The sequence below is a fragment of the Brachymonas moutaii (nom. illeg.) genome, from assembly GCF_049977365.1.
In the GTDB taxonomy this organism is placed as follows: Bacteria; Pseudomonadota; Gammaproteobacteria; order Burkholderiales; family Burkholderiaceae_C; genus Brachymonas.
This window is the reverse complement of record NZ_JBNGEN010000006.1, coordinates 36,771-57,833: the sequence shown is the minus strand read 5'-3', so window position 1 is coordinate 57,833 and position 21,063 is coordinate 36,771. Positions and strand designations below refer to the sequence as shown.

General features: G+C 65.3%; 19 protein-coding genes. 12 read left to right on the top strand and 7 right to left on the bottom strand.

Annotated elements, in window-relative coordinates; translation table 11 throughout:
* Positions 1-43: 43 nt before the first annotated feature.
* The 3 genes from rsmG to ACP2WS_RS08115 all read right to left on the bottom strand — a co-directional run bounded on the left by rsmG (position 44) and on the right by ACP2WS_RS08115 (position 6,116).
* On the bottom strand, positions 44-730 hold the full coding sequence (gene rsmG, locus ACP2WS_RS08125) for a 16S rRNA (guanine(527)-N(7))-methyltransferase RsmG (RefSeq protein WP_426460343.1): 687 nt from the start codon (positions 728-730) through the stop codon (positions 44-46).
* Positions 727-2,685, bottom strand: coding sequence for a tRNA uridine-5-carboxymethylaminomethyl(34) synthesis enzyme MnmG (mnmG, locus tag ACP2WS_RS08120; protein ID WP_426460341.1), 1,959 nt, complete (start codon positions 2,683-2,685; stop codon positions 727-729). Before mnmG ends, rsmG begins: the two co-directional genes overlap by 4 nt.
* 1,019 nt (positions 2,686-3,704) lie before the next feature.
* Complete coding sequence (locus ACP2WS_RS08115; protein ID WP_426460340.1) at positions 3,705-6,116, bottom strand: heavy metal translocating P-type ATPase; 2,412 nt, start codon at positions 6,114-6,116, stop codon at positions 3,705-3,707.
* A gap of 251 nt (positions 6,117-6,367) precedes the next feature.
* On the opposite strand from ACP2WS_RS08115, the gene ACP2WS_RS08110 reads away from it, so the two are divergent.
* The 5 genes from ACP2WS_RS08110 to ACP2WS_RS08090 all read left to right on the top strand — a co-directional run bounded on the left by ACP2WS_RS08110 (position 6,368) and on the right by ACP2WS_RS08090 (position 8,846).
* Positions 6,368-6,577 carry a heavy-metal-associated domain-containing protein gene (locus ACP2WS_RS08110; RefSeq protein WP_374493297.1) on the top strand — a complete coding sequence of 70 codons (210 nt, stop codon included), beginning with the start codon at positions 6,368-6,370 and terminating at the stop codon, positions 6,575-6,577.
* 152 nt (positions 6,578-6,729) lie between these two features.
* A complete protein-coding gene (locus tag ACP2WS_RS08105; RefSeq protein ID WP_426460339.1) occupies positions 6,730-7,311 on the top strand; it encodes a YceI family protein in 582 nt (193 codons plus the stop codon).
* Positions 7,308-7,781, top strand: a complete 474-nt coding sequence (gene cueR, locus ACP2WS_RS08100) for a Cu(I)-responsive transcriptional regulator (RefSeq protein WP_426460338.1) — start codon at positions 7,308-7,310, stop codon at positions 7,779-7,781. The genes ACP2WS_RS08105 and cueR overlap by 4 nt, the downstream gene beginning before the upstream one ends.
* 150 nt (positions 7,782-7,931) lie before the next feature.
* The gene (locus tag ACP2WS_RS08095; protein ID WP_426460337.1) at positions 7,932-8,378 is read left to right on the top strand and encodes a Spy/CpxP family protein refolding chaperone; all 447 of its coding nucleotides are present in this window, start codon (positions 7,932-7,934) and stop codon (positions 8,376-8,378) included.
* Positions 8,379-8,624: 246 nt separating this feature from the next.
* The gene (locus ACP2WS_RS08090) at positions 8,625-8,846 is read left to right on the top strand and encodes a DUF2788 domain-containing protein (protein WP_374493303.1); all 222 of its coding nucleotides are present in this window, start codon (positions 8,625-8,627) and stop codon (positions 8,844-8,846) included.
* A gap of 29 nt (positions 8,847-8,875) precedes the next feature.
* Here ACP2WS_RS08090 and ACP2WS_RS08085 read toward each other — a convergent pair whose 3' ends face one another.
* Positions 8,876-9,565, bottom strand: a complete 690-nt coding sequence (locus ACP2WS_RS08085; RefSeq protein ID WP_426460336.1) for a DUF2238 domain-containing protein — start codon at positions 9,563-9,565, stop codon at positions 8,876-8,878.
* Positions 9,566-9,758: 193 nt separating this feature from the next.
* Between ACP2WS_RS08085 and ACP2WS_RS08080 the strand changes: the two genes are divergently transcribed.
* The gene (locus tag ACP2WS_RS08080; protein ID WP_426460335.1) at positions 9,759-10,367 is read left to right on the top strand and encodes a P-loop nucleotide/nucleoside kinase family protein; all 609 of its coding nucleotides are present in this window, start codon (positions 9,759-9,761) and stop codon (positions 10,365-10,367) included.
* A 13-nt stretch (positions 10,368-10,380) separates the two neighbouring features.
* Here the strand turns inward: ACP2WS_RS08080 and ACP2WS_RS08075 are convergent, their stop codons facing one another.
* Complete coding sequence (locus tag ACP2WS_RS08075) at positions 10,381-11,073, bottom strand: TetR/AcrR family transcriptional regulator (RefSeq protein ID WP_426460334.1); 693 nt, start codon at positions 11,071-11,073, stop codon at positions 10,381-10,383.
* A 286-nt stretch (positions 11,074-11,359) separates the two neighbouring features.
* On the opposite strand from ACP2WS_RS08075, the gene ACP2WS_RS08070 reads away from it, so the two are divergent.
* From ACP2WS_RS08070 to ACP2WS_RS08055, 4 genes are read left to right on the top strand one after another with little or no spacing between them, the layout of a single operon-like run.
* Entirely contained in the window at positions 11,360-12,925 is a 1,566-nt protein-coding gene (locus ACP2WS_RS08070; protein ID WP_426460333.1) for an efflux transporter outer membrane subunit, read from the top strand.
* Positions 12,922-13,995 carry an HlyD family secretion protein gene (locus ACP2WS_RS08065; protein WP_426460332.1) on the top strand — a complete coding sequence of 358 codons (1,074 nt, stop codon included), beginning with the start codon at positions 12,922-12,924 and terminating at the stop codon, positions 13,993-13,995. Before ACP2WS_RS08070 ends, ACP2WS_RS08065 begins: the two co-directional genes overlap by 4 nt.
* Positions 13,992-16,835 carry a ribosome-associated ATPase/putative transporter RbbA gene (gene rbbA / locus ACP2WS_RS08060; RefSeq protein WP_426460331.1) on the top strand — a complete coding sequence of 948 codons (2,844 nt, stop codon included), beginning with the start codon at positions 13,992-13,994 and terminating at the stop codon, positions 16,833-16,835. Before ACP2WS_RS08065 ends, rbbA begins: the two co-directional genes overlap by 4 nt.
* Before the next feature lies 1 nt (position 16,836).
* Positions 16,837-18,018, top strand: a complete 1,182-nt coding sequence (locus ACP2WS_RS08055; protein WP_426460330.1) for an ABC transporter permease — start codon at positions 16,837-16,839, stop codon at positions 18,016-18,018.
* A 75-nt stretch (positions 18,019-18,093) separates the two neighbouring features.
* Here the strand turns inward: ACP2WS_RS08055 and ACP2WS_RS08050 are convergent, their stop codons facing one another.
* Positions 18,094-18,642: an RrF2 family transcriptional regulator gene (locus ACP2WS_RS08050; RefSeq protein ID WP_426460328.1), complete on the bottom strand. Its 549-nt coding sequence runs from the start codon at positions 18,640-18,642 to the stop codon at positions 18,094-18,096.
* A gap of 239 nt (positions 18,643-18,881) precedes the next feature.
* Positions 18,882-19,346: an Lrp/AsnC family transcriptional regulator gene (locus tag ACP2WS_RS08045; protein WP_374493319.1), complete on the bottom strand. Its 465-nt coding sequence runs from the start codon at positions 19,344-19,346 to the stop codon at positions 18,882-18,884.
* Between the two features lie 577 nt (positions 19,347-19,923).
* Here ACP2WS_RS08045 and ACP2WS_RS08040 point away from each other — a divergent pair.
* On the top strand, positions 19,924-20,454 hold the full coding sequence (locus ACP2WS_RS08040) for a ferritin-like domain-containing protein (RefSeq protein WP_374493321.1): 531 nt from the start codon (positions 19,924-19,926) through the stop codon (positions 20,452-20,454).
* A 1-nt stretch (position 20,455) separates the two neighbouring features.
* A complete protein-coding gene (locus tag ACP2WS_RS08035; protein WP_426460326.1) occupies positions 20,456-21,013 on the top strand; it encodes a lipocalin family protein in 558 nt (185 codons plus the stop codon).
* Positions 21,014-21,063 lie beyond the last annotated feature (50 nt).

The following is a 21,063-nucleotide window of genomic DNA, read 5'->3' as shown; positions in this document are numbered from 1 at the left end:
TCCATGCCGGAACCGGCAGTCCGCCTGCCGACTGCCATCGGCTTCAGGATTTCTTGCGCATCCAGACGATGCAGCGTTCGGCATCGAGCTGTGGCACCTGCAATGGTTCCACGTGAAACACCTCGACCGTGGACGGCAATGCAGCCATTTCCTCGTCGGGTCGCCGCCCTTTCATGGCAAGCCAGACACCCTGAGGAGCCACGGTCTGCTGCGACCAGGCCGTGAAGTCCGCCAGCGATGCAAACGCCCTGCTGCTGACCACGTCATAGACCTCACGCACCTGCTCGACCCGTGCATGCAGACCGCGCAGATTGCGCAACTGCAGCGCAGACGCCACTTGCTGCACAAAGGCAGCCTTCTTGCCCACGGCGTCCACGCAGTCAACCCGCAGGTCGGGCTGACAGACAGCAAACACCACTCCTGGCAAGCCTCCGCCCGAACCGACATCCAGCAACTGGGGCTGACCTTGCGTCTGTCCCAGATGACGCCGAAGAGGCTGCACTGCGCTCAGGCTGTCGAGCACGTGGTGGGTGAGCATTTCCAGGGGATCCCGCACAGCCGTGAGGTTGTAGACCCGGTTCCACTTGCCCATCAGATCCAGATAAGCGAGCAGCCGTTCGACCCCCTCTTCTTCCAGCGAGAGGCCCATGGCATCCAGCCCCGCCCGCAGCCGGGCATCGAGCTGCGAAGCAGAGACGACTGCACCATTCCGCGAAACAGGAGATGTCATGCCTGGACTCCAAAATCCTTGCGCGACTTGCGCAGATGGATCAGCAGCAGCGAAATGGCTGCTGGCGTCACCCCGCTGATGCGGGATGCCTGCCCCAGAGTGGCAGGCTGGTGGCGATTGAGTTTCTGCCGCACTTCGATGCTCAGGGCTGGCACCTGCATGTAGTCGAAATCACGGGGCAGCTCCAGCGTTTCGTAGCTGACAGCCCGCTCGACCTCGGTCCGTTGCCGATCGATATAGCCGGCATACTTGATGCCGATTTCCACCTGTTCGATGAGCTGGGAAAGGGCTTCCCCCTCTTCTGTTTCACGTGAAACATTGACAGGAATCTCGGGATTCGCATGACGTCCGCCCTGCATGCGCATCAGGTCAGCGTAACCGACTTCAGGGCGACGAAGCAGATCGGCCAGGTTGTATTCGCGTTCGATGGCCTTGCCCAGCACCTCCTCAGCCTCATGCGCCGGCAGGGTCTGTGGATGCACCCAGGTCGACCGAAGCCGTTGTGTTTCACGTGAAACCGCATCGCGCTTGCGGTTGAAGGCATCCCAGCGCGCATCGTCCACCAGTCCAAGCCGGCGCCCGGTCTCGGTGAGACGCATGTCGGCATTGTCTTCACGAAGCTGCAGACGGAACTCCGCGCGGCTCGTGAACATGCGATAGGGTTCGGTCACTCCCTTGGTGATCAGGTCGTCGACCAGCACGCCCAGATAGGCTTCATCCCGACGCGGCAGCCAGGCCGGCTCCCCCTTGCACTGCAGGGCGGCATTCAGTCCGGCAAACAATCCCTGGGCTGCGGCCTCTTCATAGCCTGTGGTCCCGTTGATCTGCCCGGCAAAGAACAGGCCCTTGATCTGGCGCGTTTCGAAGCTGTCGGTCAGACTGCGCGGATCGAAATAGTCGTACTCGATGGCATAGCCCGGACGCAGAATATGGGCCTGTTCCAGACCCGGCAGGCTGCGCACCAGCGCCAGCTGAATGTCGAATGGCAGGCTGGTGCTGATGCCGTTGGGATAGAACTCATGGGTGGTCAGCCCCTCGGGCTCCAGAAAGATCTGGTGACTGTCCTTGTCCGCAAAGCGGTTGATCTTGTCCTCGATGCTCGGGCAGTACCGGGGGCCCACCCCTTCGATGCGTCCTGTGAACATCGGGCTGCGGTCGAACCCGCTGCGGATGATTTCGTGGGTGCGCGCGTCGGTGTGGGTGATCCAGCATGGCAGCTGCCGAGGATGCATGCGCGCCTGGCCCATGAAGCTGAAGACAGGCATATGGGGATTGGGGCTGCCGGGCATGCCGTCACCGGGCTGTTCTTCACAGCGGCTGAAGTCGATGGTCCGGCCATCGATGCGCGGAGGCGTGCCGGTCTTGAGCCGCCCCTGTGGCAACTGAAGTTCCTTGAGCCTGGCCGACAGTGCCACGGCCGGCGGGTCCCCTGCCCGTCCAGCCTGGTAGTTGTCGAGCCCCACATGAATGCGCCCATCCAGAAAGGTGCCGGCAGTCAGCACCACCGCCCGGGCGCGAAAGGTAATGCCCACCTGAGTGACGGCGCCTGTCACCCGGTCGCCTTCGACCACCAGATCAGTGACTGCCTGCTGAAAGAGCTGCAGATGGGGCTGGTTTTCCAGCATGCGGCGAATGGCGGCCTTGTACAGCAGGCGGTCTGCCTGCGCACGGGTCGCACGCACGGCGGGCCCCTTGCTGCTGTTGAGAATGCGGAACTGGATGCCGGCTTCGTCCGTGGCCAGAGCCATGGCCCCACCCAGTGCATCCACCTCCTTGACCAGATGCCCCTTGCCGATGCCACCGATGCTGGGATTGCAGCTCATCTGCCCCAGCGTCTCGATGTTGTGGGTCAGCAGCAGGGTGCGGCACCCCATGCGCGCCGAGGCCAGGGCCGCTTCGGTCCCAGCATGGCCTCCACCGACCACGATGACGTCAAATTGCTCCGGATAGATCACGGATGACTCCCCTTCACGCCGTGCGATGCATCCCTGACAGACAGGGCATCGGGAACGGCATCGGGAACCTGGCTCCGGAAGCCACGGGTTCCACAGATTCAAAGAAATGGCGTGGTGCACGCGCTTGAGCGCCCAGCGCGCAATCGGACGCCATGGACACCATGGCAATCCAGAAAAGACGTGGAAAAATCACATTCATATTTCACAATACGAAATATGAAGGTAATGGGCCCGTTCACAGCCTGGCCTGGCGTTCCGCCGGCCGAATGCGCGCATGACGGCACGGGAAAGCTGCAGTGCCCTTTCCTGACCAGAGCTCACAGAGTTCCCAGAACAGCCTGCCATGCAGGACCGGTTTTTTCGCTCACTTCAGGGATCAGACAGCCCCTGCCCACTGGATCACAGACAACAGCAGAACCCAGGCTGTTCCACGTCCTGCCCAAGGCTTCCGATTCTATCGGCCCCCTCTGCTCCTGTCGCGCCCTCCTGCTGCTGCCCGCATGGGCGATCGGGGAACCTTTTGTGAAGCACCGGCCCCTTCGCTGTGGCATTTCGATGCCGGCACGCCACAGGAACAACAGAACATCCAAAAAAAATGTGCAGGCACAACCTTGTGGGCAATTTGCGGGCAAATGAGGAGTTGTGCACCGAAAGCGGGGACGTGCTCAGGTTGTGGTCTGTTCGTGCACAGGGCGCGACGGCGGAGCTGCACAGGGATTTTTTTTCTCCAACTGCGCGCGGAAATTGAGAAAAATGCAGTTATCCACAGAAACGGTCGGGCTTCTATTTACTACCACTACTGATATATCAAAATACAGAAAAAGACCTTGGACAACTTTCCCGGCTGCCTGCAGGACGAGGGGGCTGACCGCAAGGAACGGACTGCCTACAATGGGCTCAGGGCAAAAAACGGCGTTTGAGCAGGCAGAACGCTCGCTGCAGTCGGTCAGGAGCAGAGAGCAAAAAAAAACCGGACCTCGCGGTCCGGTTCGGGAAGAAGTCAGAAAGAAAACGGGCTGTCAGAACGGCTTCCATCGACGAAGCAGGAGCGCATTGCTGACAACGGAAACGGAACTGAGTGCCATGGCGGCACCGGCGAGCATGGGGTTGAGGTAGCCAAAAGCCGCGAGTGGAATGCCGACCACGTTGTAGGCAAAGGCCCAGAACAGGTTCTGGCGGATCTTGCGGACGGTGACTCTGGAAACATCGAGTGCTGCGGCCACGAGCCGTACATCTCCACGCATCAGGGTGACATCGGCCGCATGGAGGGCAACGTCGGTACCTCCCTGTGGATTGGCCATGGCCATTCCGACATCTGCCTGTGCAAGGGCAGGAGCGTCGTTGATGCCATCGCCCACCATGGCGACGACCTGCGGTGCATCGCCTGCCCGTGCAGGGTGCTGCAGGTGCGCAATGGTGAGGGCCTTGTCGCCGGGAAGGACGTCGGCATGGACCGCGTCGGATGGAATGCCGACCTGCTGTGCCAGGGCCAGGGCAGCGGCCCGGTTGTCGCCGCTGATGAGCACCGTGCGGATGCCGCGGGACTGCAGAGTGTGCACGGCGCTGGCAGCTTCGGGTTTCGGGTGATCTGCAAAGGCCCAGAGTGCCGCCAGCTGCACGGGAGCATCGGGATGGGAGCGCAGCGCCAGGGCGGACAGTGTGGCGCCCTGGCTCTGCCAGTGCGCAATGAAGTCCCTGCAGGCAGGAGCATCGAGCGCTGCACCGAGTTCCTGCATCCAGCGCAGGCTGCCGAGTAGCCAGAGGGTGTCGCCGATGCGGCCTTCGATGCCGCGACCCGGTGTGGTCTGGAGCGCATGCGCTCCTTCTGCCGCCGTCACCGCCTGTTTCTGGGCTTCGAGCAGGATGGCATGTGCCAGAGGATGGGTGCTGCCAGCCTGCAGTGCCGCAGCGATGGCAAGGACGGAAGGTGCGGACGAGGACGCAGTGGCGTGCAGATCCAGCGTGGCGGCGAGCCGGGGCTCGCCGACTGTGAGGGTGCCGGTCTTGTCGAAGGCGACGATACGGACCTGGTGGGCGCGTTCGAGTGCAATGCTGTCCTTGATGAGAATGCCGGCGCGTGCGGCGACTCCGGTGCCGGCCATGATGGCGACGGGCGTGGCCAGGCCGAGTGCGCAGGGGCAGGCGATGACCAGCACGGCGACGGCACGCAGCAGAGCCGGTTCCATGGGCAACCCTGCCAGCAGCCAGCCCACGAAGGTGATGGTGGCCACTGCAAGCACGGTGGGCACGAACACGGCCGCCACCCTGTCGACGAGTTTCTGAATCGGAGGCTTGGCGGCCTGGGCGTCCTCGACGAGCCGGATGATGTGGGCGAGCACGCTTTCGGAGGCGGTGGCTCGGACATCCACCTGCAGCACGCCATCGCCGTTGAGGGTGCCTCCGGTCACGCGGTCTCCGGCAGACACCTCGACGGGGAGTGGTTCTCCCGTGAGCATGCTGGCATCGACCTGGCTTGCGCCGTTTCGGACGAGGCCGTCTGCCGGGATGCGTTCACCGGGCTTGACGACGATGGTGTCGCCCAGCATGAGCTCGGCGACGGGAACGTCCTGTTCGCCGTCGAGCGGCGAGAGCCAGTGGGCGACATCCGGGCGCAGCGACTGCAGCGCTGCAATGGCCTGCGTGGTCTGGCGCTTGGCGCGGCCTTCCATCCACTTGCCGAGCTGTACCAGCGTGATGACCACGGCGGAGCTCTCGAAGTACACATGGGGAGCCGTCTCCGTGGCAGGGCCGCCGGATGCCATGGGCATGTCGCCGTGCACAGGCATCGTGATGCCGTGGCGCATCCACAGCCAGACGGACAGGAGCCAGGCTGCGGAAGTGCCCAGGGCAACCAGGAGTTCCATGTTGCCGGTGCGCTGCTGGAGGGCATGCCATGCGGCGCGGTAGAAGCGCAGGCCCAGAGTGAACTGCACCAGGGTGGCGAGGAGGAACTGCAGCCACACGGGGACCAGCATGTGGGCGCGCTCGCTGCCCAGCCAGGGAATGGCCAGCATGGGGGCCACCAGCGGGATGCACAGGATCAGGCCTGCGAGCACAGGCAGAAAATCGCGTGGAATGCCGAATACCCGCTCCTGCGACAGCGGCTGGAGCCCGGCGTGGGCGCGGGGCACATAGCCGGCGTTGCGGATGGCTCGCAGCAGCGCGGCCGGGGCCTGCGTGGGCGAGGAGGCCGTATGCGCGAGGGCGGGCGTGAGCGTGACCCGGGCCGTTTCGGTGGCGAGATTGACATTGGCATCCGCCACGCCGTCGACCTTCTTGAGGGCCCGTTCGACGCGGGCCACGCAGGAGGCACAGGTCATGCCGTCGATGCCGATGTCCAGGGTGCACTGCGCCGCGCCGTCGGGGGAGTGGGTTGGAAAGGTCGGTGCAGGGACGGGAGCGGGGGTGGGAGGACGAGAGGAACTGTTCATGGCGATGCAGGGGGAAAAAGAGGAAGCGGGAGGGGGTCCGGCCGGAAAGGGGAGAATGGAAGCCCGGTTCCTGGCGTGGGAGGAGCCCCGACAGCGCAGAGGCTAGACCTTGCCATGAGGGAAAGGTCAACCCGATGGCATCTCCCCTGCCCGGAGGCGGGCTGTGTCTTGACCTTGACCTTGCCATGGTGGCAAGGTGGAGACTGATGCGTGGTTTTCATTTTTCGTCGTTTTCTGTTGAGGAGATATCCATGAGCGAAGCCCTTCGTCTGACGGTCACCGGCATGACCTGTGGCCACTGCGAGAAAGCCGTGACCCGTGCCATTCACCAGCTCGATGCCCAGGCCGAAGTCCATATCGACCGAGCCGCCAATCTGGTCGAGGTCAAGACCTCGGCCGATCCGCAGGCCCTGTGTGCCGCCATCACCGAAGAGGGCTACCAGGCTGCGCCCCAGGCCTGATTCGGCAAGGGGATGCGCCCTTCTCCTATAGAGCAGTTTGGCTTGTCCCCGTATGGCAGGCGGTTATCCCGTCCTGATGCACACTTTATACACAGCCTTGTCCACATCATGGGGATGCAGACAGGGCTGCCCCCTATGCAAGGAGCAATGACATGCAGACAGTTCGTCTTTCCCTGATGGCCGTGGCGGCCACCCTGGCCCTGGGCGCCACAGCGGCGCAGGCCGCCAGCTATGAAATCGATCCCGCCCATACGCACACCACGTTCGAGATCGGCCACTTCGGGACTTCCACCAACCGTGCGCGCTTCGACAAGACCACGGGCTCCATCGAGCTCGACCGTGCCCACCATCGCGGCCGTGTCGATGTCTCCATCCACACCGACACCATCAGCTCCGGCACCGAGCATTTCGATGCCCATCTCAAGAGCGCCGACCTGTTCGACAGCGCACGCTATCCGACCGTCCGCTTCGTGTCGGACCGCTTCGTGTTCCAGGGCGACAAGCTCGTGTCGGTTCCGGGCCAGCTCACCCTGCTGGGCAAGACCCATCCGGTCACGCTCAAGGCTGTGCACTTCAACTGCTACAAGAGCCCGATGTTCAATGGCCGTGAAGTCTGCGGCGGCGACTTCGAGACCACCATCGACCGTACCCAGTGGGGCATGGATTACCTCGTGAAGATGGGCATGCCCACTTCCGTGCACCTCATCACGCAGATCGAGGCCGTGCAGAAGTGAGCCACCCGGTAGCCCCCCTCCCCTCCCTGGCTTCGGTGAGCTGGCCGGTGAATGTCGGCCAGGCTGCGCGTCTCGCGGGCCTCAGCCCGAAGATGGTGCGGTACTACGAGAGTCTGGGGCTGCTGGGCGACATTGCCCGCAGCGAGGGGGGATACCGGCTCTATGGCCAGTCGGAGGTGCAGGCCCTGTGCTTCATCCGGCGCAGCCGTGCCGTGGGATTCGACATGGAGCAGACGGCCAGCCTGCTCGATCTGTGGCACAACCCCACGCGCAGCAGTGCGCAGGTCAAGGCGCTTGCGCAGGCGCAGGTCGAACGCCTGGAGCGCCGCATCGCCGACCTGCAGGCCATGCAGGTCACACTCGAGACGCTGGTGCATGCCTGCCATGGCGACCAGCGTCCCGAGTGTGCGATTCTCGATTCGCTGGGCAGCGCGCAGGAGCCTGCCTGCTGCGAGGGCGGCAGAATGTAACGGATCCGCAGCCAGAGGCGCCGAATCCGCGATTCTGTTACAAACGTACCGCCCCGGGTAGTCGGGAGGCAAACTTTCAGGGCATACTGTGCGCGAGGCGGCCCAGGCCACAAAGGCACCGCCGCATTGCTAGACAACCCGAGGATTACCATGTCTGTTCAAAAACTGTTCACGCGGTCCCTGATCGCTGCTTCCATGTTCGGCCTGCTCGGCGGTGCCGCATTTGCCGCAGAAAAGGCTGCTCCGGCTGCCCAGAAGCAGGCCAATCCCATGATGCAGCTCAAGTCCGCACTGAAGATCTCCTCCGCGCAGGAAGGAGCCTGGAACAACTTCGTGGCGGCCTATTCCAACCGCTTCGTGCCGAGCCGCAACCCCTCTCCCCAGGAATTCAACAGCTGGAAGACTCCCCAGCGCGTCGATTTCCTCAAGAGCCTGCGCGGCGAGGAAACCGCCTTCATCAACAAGCGCTATGACGCTTCCGTGGCGCTCTATGGCCAGCTCAACGACGAACAGAAGAAGCAGTTCGACATGATGACTGCCACCCCCGTGGCCAGCAACCAGCCGGCTGCGCCTGCCAAGGGCAAGAAGCACAAGTAAGCATCTGCCTCCCGCCCGGTGGTGTCACCGGGTGGTGTGCATGGCATGCCTGCACCCGATCCGCCCACGAGGCGGATTTTTCATGCCTGCGGCAGCCGACTGTGCCGCAGTGCGCACTCGGAGGCGCCGTGATTTCCCGTGTCGGGGCAAGGACTTGGCGCAACCGCGGATATGGGGTGCCGGGATTGCGGCTATGCTGTCGACCGCCCCTGATCCGCTCCCTGACCTGCTGGATGACCCTGACCCATGTTCGGACTGACTGAAGCCCAGATTTCCCAATTCGGCCTGACCTTCGGGGTCGGTGCCTTCATGCTCTACATGATCTTCATCATTGCCAATCTGGCCTGGAAGTCCAAGGCCGGCAAGGCGGGGACGTTCTGGCTCTTTCTGGCTCTGGGCCTTGGCTTTACCGGTTTTGTGGCCAAGCTGCTGATCGAATATGTGATTGAATCCCGCCACCTGCTCTGAGGCCGAGGAGAGGCCTCCGTGCCCCGGATTCAGACCTCGGATGCCACGCGCCCAGGGCATGCACCGGGCAGCCGCGCGAGCTGCCGGTCATGCAGCCGGCGCAGAAACAGCATGGCGCACAGGCCCCCGATGAGTGCGAAGGCCATGTCCGACTGGGTGTCCCACGGATCGCCCTGGGTGCCGAGAAAGGCATCGGCCGCCTGGCCCGAGGCTTCGGCTACGCCCCATTCGACGAGTTCATAGCAGGCGCTCACGGCCATCACGATGCACACGCACAGAAAGGCCAGCATGCGCGGCCCCAGGCCATAGCGCGCCCGCACCAGAATCTCGCGTGCCGCCAGGGCCGGCACCAGTCCCTGGAAAAAGTGCCCGACCTTGTCGTAGGGGTTGCGCGAGGTGCCCAGCCAGTGTTCCATGAAGAAGCCCAGGGGAGCCTTGGCGTAGGTGTAGAGCCCACCGTGGATCAGCACCAGCGCATGCACGAAGATCAGGGCGTAGAGCATCGTGGTGAGGGGATAGCGCCTGTGGGTGGCCACCAGCAGCGGCACCACCACCATCACCGGAAAGGTTTCGAGGAACCAGGTGAGCCGGTCGGCGGTCTGCCAGCAGGTGGCGATCATGATGCACAGCAGGAGGAGTCCCCCCGCCACCAGCCAGGGGGTGCGGGGATCGGTGCGGGAGGCTGCCGAGGCGTCCCGGGAGAGAGAAGAAAGGTCCATGGCAGGTCTGTTCCGGAGGATGCGGAGGTGCAGGAAAGGGAGGATGTCCCGAGTATGCCCTGGGCTCTGTGTGTGGGAACAGGCTGGGAGCGGGGCTGGTTGCTGCCATGGCCTATGCTTCGGGGCTGGATAGTCGAGTTTCCCGATCACCCGGGCGGGCCATGGTGGCCCTGCCTGCAGGAGGACGTTTCCCATGTCGCAACTTCTCTTTTTCTGTGGCCATGCCGGTACGGGCAAGACCACGCTGGCCAGACGTCTGGTGCGCCACTGGCATGCGCAGCCGGCGGCGGGAGCGTGGTGCCTGCTCGACAAGGACACGCTCTATGGCGCCTACAGCGCCGAGGTGATGGGCCTGCTCACGGGCGACCCGAACGACCGGGACAGCCCTGTGTATCTCCAGCATCTGCGCGATCCCGAGTACCGGGGGCTGCTGGACACGGCACGTGACAACCTGGCCACAGGAGGGAATGTGGTGGTGGTCGGGCCGCTGTCGCGCGAGGTGCGGGCGCACCGGCTCATCGACCGGGCATGGCTGGGGGTGGGGCCCGAGGTGCAGATCAGCATTGTGTGGGTGCAGCTTGCGGAAGCGGAGGCCCGGCGTCGCATCGAGCGGCGTGCCCATCCCAGCGATGCCTGGAAGCTGGCCCACTGGGACCAGTACCATCCGCGCCTCTTTCGGCCGGAGCCGGCCGAGTATCCCGAGCTGCTGGTGTTCGACAACACGGAGCCGGGAGAGGCCGGATGGGAGCGGCTGTGCACGGCGCTCGACGCCCGCATGGGGAGAGGCCCGGCCTTCCGGTAGGCGTGGACAGGAGTCAGATGGCAGAGCCGCCCGCGTCCGGTGTGGCCGGAAAGTGCCCCTGCAGAATGGCCCGCAGCGCCCGGGTGATGGCAGGACGGTCGATCTCCTGGCCAGCCAGGTGGGTGATGGTGGGGCTGGAATCGAGCGTGATGCAGATGGCCCCCAGCACCAGCGTATGGAAGACGGCCGGGTGCTGGCTCTGCACGATGCCGGCGTCGATGGCCTCCTGCCACAGGGGTTCACAGATGCGGTAGAAAGGTTCTGCCAGGCTGGTGTTGAGCGCATCGAGCCGCCAGCCCGGGGAGTGCAGCTCGCGGCTGAAGAAGAGAAAGACCTCGCGCCGCTGCGCGGCCAGGCCGATGAAGAAATCGATGGCGGCATGCATGCGGGCCACGAGCGGTTCTGCCCCGCCGATGATGGCGCGCAGGGTGGGGGCATGCTCCTCCTGCCGTTCGACAATGGCGCCGAGGGCCGCCTGCCAGAGTCGCGCCTTGGAGCCGAAGTGGTGACTCACCATGGCCGGGTCGAGTCCGGCACCTTCGGCAATGGTGCGCAGGCTGGCGCCATCGAATCCGTGCTGGCCGAAGATGGTGACAGCCACTTCCAGCAGCCGGGATCGGCCGTCCGCACAGGGGGTCTGCGAAGCAGCCGGTCGACCCGGGCGCCGGGTGGTGCGGGGGGGCGAGGAAGCAAGGACGTCGGTCATGGCGAAACGGCTCGGAAGGATGTCGGACTCATTTATTCAACATGTGTTGAATTACAATGCGGATCATCGGAGGTCCGGGGCTGCGGTGCAAGATGCTGTGGCGCGCTGGTGCATGTGGAAAGAGGTGTGGATCTGTGGTCTGCCGCCTGACAGACGGGTCCCCGGTTTCCTCCCATAATGATTCCATGACCTGCCTCTGCCGTGGTGCCTCGCGCCGGAGCGGGGCTGTGTCCTGCAGGCTGCCCGGGATCTTTGCGGGTATTGTGGCCTGAGATGATGAGGTGTCATGAACTTGCCCGAGCATTCTTTCTGTCCGTTGCGCACGATCATGGCGGGGACCATGGTGGCCCTGGGGCTTCTGGGGTGTGCATCCGCTCCCCGGCCCGAGCCGCCGGTGGCGGCCCTGCCCTCTTCCTATCCGGTGGCCGTGCGAGCCCAGGAGCAGCAGGAAGCGGCTGCGCCGGTGCTGCGCTGGGACGATCTTTTTCCCGATCCGGACCTGCACCGGCTGTTGCAGGCGGCGCTCGATTACAACAGCGACCTGCGGGCTTCCGTCGCCCGTGTGGAGGAGGCGCGCGCCTCGGCCGGGCTGCAGCGGGCCAATTCGCTGCCCGCCATCGGGATGGGAGCGCAGGGCATCCGCAGCCGGGTCGATCTGCCCATCGATCAGGTGCCCTCGGGGGCGCTGCCGCAGCCATGGGCCTCGATGCTGCAATCGGTCGATCGCACACAGATTCTTTCCACCTACCAGGCCGGGGTGGTGCTCACGCCCTATGAAATCGACTTCTGGGGCAAGATCCGCCAGCTCAATCAGGCCGCGCGCGATACCTATCTGGCCAGCGCCGAGGCGCAGCAGGCATTCCGCACCAGCCTGATGGCGCTGGTCACCGACACCTGGCTGCAGGGGCTGGAGCTGCAGGAGCGGCTGGCGCTGGCGCACCGCACGCTGGCGGCCAACGAGGAAAGCCACCGCATCATGCGGCGCCGGGCAGCGGTGGGACTGATTTCGGACATGGAGGTGCGCCAGACCGAGAGTCTGGTGGCGAGCACCCGCGCCGATGTGGCGGCACTCGAACGCAGTCTGGCACAGAACCGCGCCCTGCTCACCCAGCTCACGCACCTGCCCGATCCCCCCAAGGCACAGGGCGAGCATCCGCTCACCCGGCTGGCAGACCGCCCGCTGCCAGCGGGGCTGCCTTCCACGCTGCTGACGCGGCGACCGGACATCCGTGCGGCCGAATGGCAGCTGCGCGCCGCGCGGGCCAATGTCGCGGCAGCCCGGGCTGCATTTCTGCCCAGCGTCACGCTCACGGGGGCGGGGGGCGCCATCAGCGATTCCTTCTCCAATCTGTTCGACCATGCCTACGGGGCGTGGCTGTTTGTGCCGAGCATTCACATGCCGCTGTTCGACGGCGGACGCACCCAGGCGCATCTCGATCTGGCCGAAGCCCGGCGCAACGAGCTGGTGGCGCAGTACGAGAGCAGCATCCGTGGGGCGTTTCGAGAAGTGTCCGAACTGATGGCGGCCCGGCACTGGCTGGCCGAGCAGGAAAGGGACGTCCGGGAGCTGGTGGCGGCGCAGGGCGATCGCGAGCGCATTGCCCTGAAGCGCTATGACCGTGGCTACAACAGCTATTTCGAGGTGCTCGATGCCGAGCGTTCCCGCTTTGCGGCCGAACAGGGGCTGGTGCAGCTGCACCGCGCCCGCCTGAGCAGTCTGGTGGGACTGTACAAGGCGCTCGGCGGCGATGCGGCCATTGCGTTCGTGCCCACGGCGCCCGCAGGGGCTGCATCGGCATCCATGCGTGCCGCCGCACCGGCGGCCACCGTTCAGGAAGGAATTCAACCGTGACATTCACTCGCAAGCAACAATGGCTGGCAGCTGCAGCGGCGACAGTCGCCGTGGTTGCCGGGGGCTGGTGGTACTGGCAGCACCAGCAGGCTGGCCGCGATCCGGAGGGCTTTGCGTCGGGCAACGGCCGCATCGAGGCCACCGAGGTGGACATTGCCGCCAAGGGCGCCGGACGGGTGCAGGACATTCTGGTCAATGAGGGCGATCCGGTGAAGGTGGGGCAGGTGGTGGCCCACATGGACAACGCCTCCATGCAGGCGGTGCTGCACCAGGCCGAGGCCCAGCTGCTCGATGCGCAGAGCAAGAAGGTGTCGGCCCTGGCGCTGGTGTCCAAGACCCGTGCCGACCTTGTCACCGCCGAGGCCGTGCTGCGCCAGCGCGAGGGAGAGCGCGGCATGGCGCGCACCACGCTCGGGCGCACCCAGTCGCTGCTGGCCGATCGGGCCATTTCGCAGCAGCAGGTCGACGAGGACCGCACGCGCGTGAACAGCACCGAATCGGCCGTGTCGGTGGCACGTGCCCAGATTCAGGCCGTCAAGGAAGGGCTGCAGGTGGCACAGGCCCAGGTGCGGCAGGCGCAGGCCGGCATTGATGCGGCCCAGGCAGGGGTGGCCCGCATCCGCAGCGAGCTCGACGACACCGATCTCAAGGCGCCCCGCAGCGGCCGCATCCAGTACCGTGTGGTGCAGCCCGGCGAGGTGGTGGGTGCAGGGGGGCGTGTGCTCAGCATGCTCGATCTGCACGATGTCTACATGACCTTCTTCCTGCCCGACGAGGTGGCAGGGCAGGTCGGACTCGGCAACGAGGTGCGCATCGTGCTCGATGCCGCGCCCGGGTTCGTGATTCCGGCCACGGTGAGCTATGTGGCGGGTGTGGCGCAGTTCACGCCCAAGGCGGTGGAGACCCGGAACGAGCGCCAGAAGCTCATGTTCCGTGTCAAGGCGCGGGTGGACCCGGCACTGCTCCAGAAGTACCAGAACCAGGTCAAGTCCGGCATGACCGGCGTGGCCCACGTGCGGCTCGATGCGCGCCATGACTGGCCGCAGAACCTGCAAGTCCATCTGCCATGACCGCTGCCTCCGACGCCCCTCTTGCCGTGGGGAGCGCTCCTTCTGCTCCCGCGACTCCGGCCGGGGCGCCTGCGGTTCCGTCCGTGGCCAGCCTGCGCGGAGTGACCCACCGCTACGGCGCCACGCGGGCCAACGACCACATCGACCTCGACCTGCCGGCCGGATGCATGGTGGGCCTGATCGGGCCGGACGGGGTGGGCAAGTCCACTCTGCTGGGGCTCATTGCGGGCGCCCGCCGGATCCAGGAAGGACAGGTGCGCGTGCTCGATGGCGACATGGCCGATGCCGAGCACCGCCGTGTGAGCTGCGGACGCATTGCCTACATGCCGCAGGGACTCGGCAAGAATCTCTACCCCACCCTGTCGGTGTTCGAGAACATCGACTTCTTCGGGCGCCTGTTCGGGCAGACACGGGCCGAGCGCCGGCGCCGCATCGCCGAGCTGCTGGCGGCCACCGGCATGTCGCCCTTTGCCGATCGCCCTGCCCAGAAGCTCTCGGGGGGCATGAAGCAGAAGCTCGGGCTGTGCTGTGCGCTCATCCACGATCCCGATCTGCTCATCCTCGACGAGCCCACCACGGGGGTCGACCCGCTCTCGCGGCGCCAGTTCTGGGAACTCATCGACCGCATCCGCCGGGGACGGCCGCAGATGAGCGTGCTCGTTGCCACCGCCTACATGGAAGAAGCCGAGCAGTACGACTGGCTCGTGGCCATGGATGCAGGGCGGGTGCTGGCCACCGGCACGCCCGGGGAGCTCAGGGCACGCACCGGCACGGCCACCCTGGAGGAGGCCTTTCTGCACCTGCTCCCCCCCGAGCGCCTGCAGGGTCACGAGGCCCTGGTCATTCCACCGCTCGACGTGGCACAGGCTCCGGTGGTGATCGACGCCAAGGGGCTGCGCAAAGCCTTCGGCGACTTCGTGGCTGTGGATGACGTGACGCTGCAGGTGCGCCGGGGCGAGATCTTCGGCTTTCTCGGCTCCAACGGCTGCGGCAAGTCCACCACCATGAAGATGCTCACCGGCCTGTTGCCGCCGACCCGGGGAGAAGCCCTGCTGTTCGGCGAGCGCATGGACGCCGACAACATGGCCACCCGCAGCCGGGTGGGCTATATGTCGCAGGGGTTCTCGCTGTATTCGGAGCTGTCGGTGCGGCAGAACCTGCTGCTGCACGCCCGGCTGTTCCACCTGCCGGCCGAGCGGATCGCGCCGCGCATGCGCGAGCTCACCGAGCGATTTGGCCTCGACGACGTGCTCGACCAGCAGCCCGATGCCCTGCCGCTCGGCATGCGGCAGCGGCTGCAGCTCGCCGTGGCCGTCCTGCACCATCCGGATGTGCTGATCCTCGACGAGCCGACCTCGGGGGTCGATCCGATCGCCCGCGACGAATTCTGGTCCCTCATGATCGACCTGTCCCGCCGGGACGGGGTCACCATCTTCATCTCCACCCACTTCATGAACGAGGCGGCGCGCTGCGACCGCATCTCGCTCATGCATGCCGGCCATGTGCTGGCCTGCGACACCCCCGCCGCGCTGGTGGCCGCGCGCGGAGCGCCCACGCTGGAGGCGGCCTTCATCGACTACCTGGAAGACGCCATGGGCCGCAGCGGCGAGGCCGCCCTGCCGGAAGAAGCGGCCCAGGCAGCTGTGCCAGCCCCGTCTTCCCCAGCCTCGTCCCCGGTGCCCGCAGCACGGCCTGCTGTGGTGGCGGCCCCGCCGCGCTGGAGCCTGGCGCGGCTGCTGAGCTACAGCGCCCGCGAAACGCTCGAACTGCGCCGCGATCCCATCCGCCTCGCCATGGCGCTGCTCGGCAGCGTGCTGCTGATGATGGTGCTCGGCTACGGCATCCGGCTCGATGTGGAAAACCTCAATTACGCCGTCCTCGACCAGGACCAGAGCCGTCTGAGCCAGGACTACACCTTGCAAATCGCGGGCTCGCGCTACTTTCGGCAGCGCCCTGCCCTGCACAGCCTGCAGGAGCTGGATGCACGCATGAAGACCGGCGAGCTGGCGCTGGCGCTGCAGATCCCGCCGGGATTCGGGCGCGATCTGGAACGCGGTGCCCGTCCGCAGATCGGGGCCTGGGTGGACGGCTCCATGCCGCTGCGTGGCGAGACCGTGTCCGGTTACCTGCAGGCCATGCATCTGCAGACGCTGCAGACCTGGGCCCGGGAGTTCACCGGGCAGTCGATGCAGGTGCCGCTGTCGGTCGATACCCGCTACCGCTACAACCCGGACATGAAGAGCCTTGTGGCCATGGTGCCCGCCATGATCCCCATCCTGCTCGTCTTCATCCCCTCGATGCTCATGGCGCTCGGAGTGGTGCGCGAGAAGGAGCTGGGCTCCATCATGAACATGTACACCACCCCGGTCACGCGGGTGGAGTTCCTGCTCGGCAAGCAGCTGCCCTACATCGCCCTTGCCATGATGAGCTTCCTGCTCGTGTTCCTGCAGGCCCTGCTGCAGTTCGGGGTGGCCTTCACCGGCAGCCTGCCGGCCTATGTGCTGAGCACGCTGGTGTATGTCACGGCCACCACGGGGCTGGGGCTGCTGGCCTCCTCGCTCACCCGCAGCCAGGTGGCTGCCATTGCCGGCACGGCCATTGCCTCGATGATCCCGGCCATCCAGTACTCAGGGCTGATCGACCCGGTCAGCTCGCTGCAGGGGCTGGGACGCTTCATCGGCATGATCTATCCCACCTCCTACTACCTCACCATCAGCCGGGGGGCCTTTTCCAAGGCGCTGGGCTTTGGCGAACTCGCCAGCGCCCTGTGGCCCCTGCTGCTCATGGTGCCCGTGCTGACCCTGCTGTCTGTGCGCTTTCTCAAGAAACAGGCCGACTGACATGTCCGACGACGACCGCACCGCCATCCGCCTGCAGGCCGCGCGCGCCAGCGTGCGGCGCAGCCTGCAGAACATCTACTTCCTGGGGATCAAGGAATTCTTCAGCCTGCTGCGCGACTGGGCCATGATGGGCGTGATCGTCTTCATGTTCACCGGGGCCGTGCTCGCCGATGCACGCGCCAAGCCCGACACCCTGAGCAACGCGGCCATCGCCGTCGTCGACGAGGACCAGTCAGCCCTCTCGCAGCGGCTCATCGACGCGCTGCGTCCCCCCTACTTCATGCCCCCGCGTCTCATAGGCCGGGAGCAGATGGACCGCGTCATGGACATGGGCGAGGACACCTTCGTGCTCGACATCCCGCCCAACTTCCAGCGCGATCTGGTGGCAGGCCGGCATCCGGCCCTGCAGCTCAACGTCGATGCCACCCGGCAGAGCCAGGCCCTCTCCGGCCCCGGCTACGTCGAGACCATCCTGGTCGAGGAAGTGCTCGCCTGGGCCCAGAACCACCGCAGTGCCGATCTGCCCCTGCCCACCGATCTGGTGGTGCGCGTCAAGTACAACCCCAACCTCTACGGCTCGTGGTTCGGGGGGCTGACCAGCATCATCAACAACCTCACCCTGCTGTCGATCGTGCTCGCAGGGGCGGCGCTCATCCGCGAGCGCGAGCACGGCACCATCGAGCACCTGCTGGTCATGCCCGTCACCTCGCTGGAGATCATGCTCTCCAAGGTCTGGAGCATGAGCGTGGTGGTGCTCGGGGGAGCGCTGCTGGCGCTCACCGTCATCGTGCGGGGGGTGCTCGGCGTGCAGGTCAACGGCTCGGTGGCGCTGTTCGCCCTCGGCACGCTCATCTACCTGTTCTCCACCACCTCGCTCGGCATCTTTCTCGGCACGCTCGCGCGCAGCATGCCCCAGTTCGGCCTGCTGGCCATCCTGGTGCTGCTGCCGCTCATCGTGCTCTCGGGGTCCATCACGCCGCTCGAAAGCATGCCCGAGGCCGTGCGCCTGCTCATGTCGGCGACGCCCACCATCCACTTCGTGAGCTTCGCACAGGGCGTGCTGTTCCGGGGCGCCGGGATCGAGACCATCTGGCCCTCGCTCCTGGCCATCTGCGTGACGGGATCGGTCTTCTTCTGGATCGCCAACGTCCGGCTGCGCAAGACCATCGGCGAAATGGAATAGGCACAGGCGCCACCCGCAGGAGAGCGCTGCCCCGTGTGACGGCGGCGGGATACGAAGGCGGCTGGTGCCGCGCCCTCAGGTGCCGGAAAGGGCGTCGTCGGCGTCGTTGGCTGCGTCGAGCGAGGCAGAGACAGGTACCCGCCGACAGGCCATGAGGGGGTCCTCGGCATCCACGGGCTTGCGCAGGCCCGTGCCCATCGAGGGCATGAACAGAATGCGTTGTTCGTGCTCGGACATGATGCTTTCCAGCGTGACCTGGTCAAGCACGACCAGAAAGGCATGCAGGGCCTTGCCCAGCACCCCGCGCAGGTGACAGCTGCCGGTGAGCAGGCACTGGCTGCCGTCCGCAAAGCATTCGACCAGATGGAAGTCCCGCTCCATGTGGCGCACCACATCGCCGATGACGATCTTGCTGGCCTCCCGTGCCAGCCGCAGGCCCCCTCCCTTGCCCCGCAGGCCATCCACGTAGCCGGCGCGGATGAGCTGGTTGACGACTTTCATGAGATGGCTGCGGGAAATGCCGAAGCGATCGGAGATTTCCTGGATGGTCACCAGCCGGTGGCCATTGGCCTGCAGATAGATCAGGACACGCAACGCGTAATCCGTATGCTGGGTAATGTGCACGGTGAGGGAAAGAGAACTGCAAATGAATGCAAGGCAGTATACGTGGGGGAATTTTTGCTGTCACGTTGCCTTACCTTGCTTTCGGGGCGCCTTTTCCCCCTGTCTGGGGTGTTCTGCAACAGCTTCTGCTCTGTTGCGTGACCTATGTCATGAAACCTGCAGATCGTGATGCAGCCCTCTGTCCTTGTCCATCGGCCTCCCCTGCCGGGTCGGTCCTCCGCTTGCCGAACAGGCGTTTCTCAGTCCACCGGCAGCGAGGTGCGCATGAACACCGGACGCAGCACGAAGCTGGTGTGCACCCCCGTCACCCCCTCGATGCGGGTGAGTTTGCCGAGCAGCAGCTGCTGGAAGTCCTTCATGTCGCGCACCACCACCTTGATCTGGTAGTCGGACTGCTGTCCGGTGATGAGCAGGCACTCCAGCACTTCCGGGATGTCCTGCACCAGCGTCTCGAAGTGGGCAAACCGCTCGGGCGTGTGCTTGTCCATGGAAATGCCGATCAGGGCCATGAGCGTGAATCCCATCTTGTGGGCATCGAGCATGGCCCGGTAGCCTGCGATCAGGCCGCTTTCCTCCAGCGCCCGCACACGCCGCAGACAGGGCGAAGGAGACAGTCCCACCTGCTCGGCGAGCTCCTGGTTGCTCAGGCGTCCATGCTCCTGCAGCACGGCGAGAATCTTGCGGTCGTAACGGTCCATTTCCATGAAATTGCTCACTTTCGATGAAAAGAGAAATTATCTGCTTCATTTTGGCGAATCTGCCTGCACAACGCCAGCATATTGCGCAGCGTGCGGCCTACCATACACACATTGGATATCGCATCGGCAACCGCTCCGGCTTCTGCCGCACGATGCCAAAGGGATCGCCCACCGGCCACTCCGTGTGACACACGACACGGCAGCTTCCACCCTGTACCCCCTTCACGAGAGGGAGCCCACAGGCGGCCAGCTCCTCACGAGGGACTCGGGCGCATACCCGTCTGCACCGGGCGCCCTGCAGGGCTGCCCCGGCTGCTTCTTCTCCTCTTTCCCCTTCCTGCTTTTTTTCCTCCCCCATCCTGGACGATGCCCCTTGCAGGGGACTTTCGGGGCCTGTGTGGCGTGGCCTGTGTCCGGGGATTGCTGGCTCAGCCTTCTCTGCCGCTGCCGGCACAGCGGCAGGATTGTCATTTTGTAAGAGACGCCAGCAACTGCAGCAATCCGTTCTCCACTGAGTGCCTTGGCGCTATATTTTCAGGGCAGTTGGATCTTTTCATTTTCAATTCTTGTAAAGGAATCTGTCATGACGAGTCATTCTTCCCTCAAGCTGGATCAGTCGGCTATCGAGAAGTCCAAGAAAAGTCTGGATGACGGTGCCGTCACCCCCAGCATTGCGCCGTGGGCCGCAGACATCTGTGCGCTGCTCAATGCTTCGCTCGCGACCGAGTGGGTCTGCGTGCTGCGCTATCGCCGCCATGCCTGCACCGCCAAGGGGCTGGCCTCCCCCAAGATCGCCGAGGAGTTTCTGGTGCATGCCAACGAGGAGCTGGCCCATGCCGACCTTCTGGCCGAGCGCATCGTGCAGCTGGGCGGTTCGCCCGATCTCAACCCCGATACCCTGTCCAAGCGCAGCCATGCCGACTACGACGACAGCACCGACCTCAAGGCCATGATCCGGGCCAACCTGGTGGCCGAGCGCGTCGCGGTGGAAACCTACCGCCAGATCATCCAACTCGTGGCCGACAAGGACCCCACCACCAAGCGCATGCTCGAAGGCATCCTCGAACAGGAAGAGGAACACGCCGAGGAGCTTTCTGACTGGCTGGAGGACTGACATGCGTGCCCGCCGTCTGGCCTGGGGAGCCCTGGGCGTGGCTGGTGCAGTGGCGGGGGCCGTGGCTCTGCAGGGCTGCGCCACCCGCCTGCCTGCGGGCATCGAGCCCGTGCGCCACTTTGCCCTCGACCGCTATCTGGGCACCTGGTACGAGATTGCCCGGCTCGACCACTCGTTCGAGCGCGGGCTTGAGCAGACCACTGCCACCTACAGCCTCCAGTCTGATGGCAGCGTGCAGGTGGTCAACCGGGGCTTCGATCCCCGCGCCGGGCGCTGGAAGCAGGCCACCGGCAAGGCCCGGTTCGTGCAGGGGCCGGATGTGGCCCATCTCAAGGTCTCGTTCTTTGGTCCGTTCTATGGGGCCTACGGCGTGTTCGTGCTCGATCCGCAGTACCGCTATGCCCTGGTGAGCGGGGCAGACCGGTCGTATCTGTGGGTGCTGTCGCGCACGCCCACGCTGCCCGCAGGAGAGCTCGATCTTCTGCTGCTGCAGGCACGGGCAGCGGGCTTCGACACCGACCGCCTCGTCTACCCACGCCAGCAGGCGGCCCAGCCCTGAACTCTACCGTACCGGCTCCTGGCTGCAGGAGCGGGCCCTGGCCTGCGGGG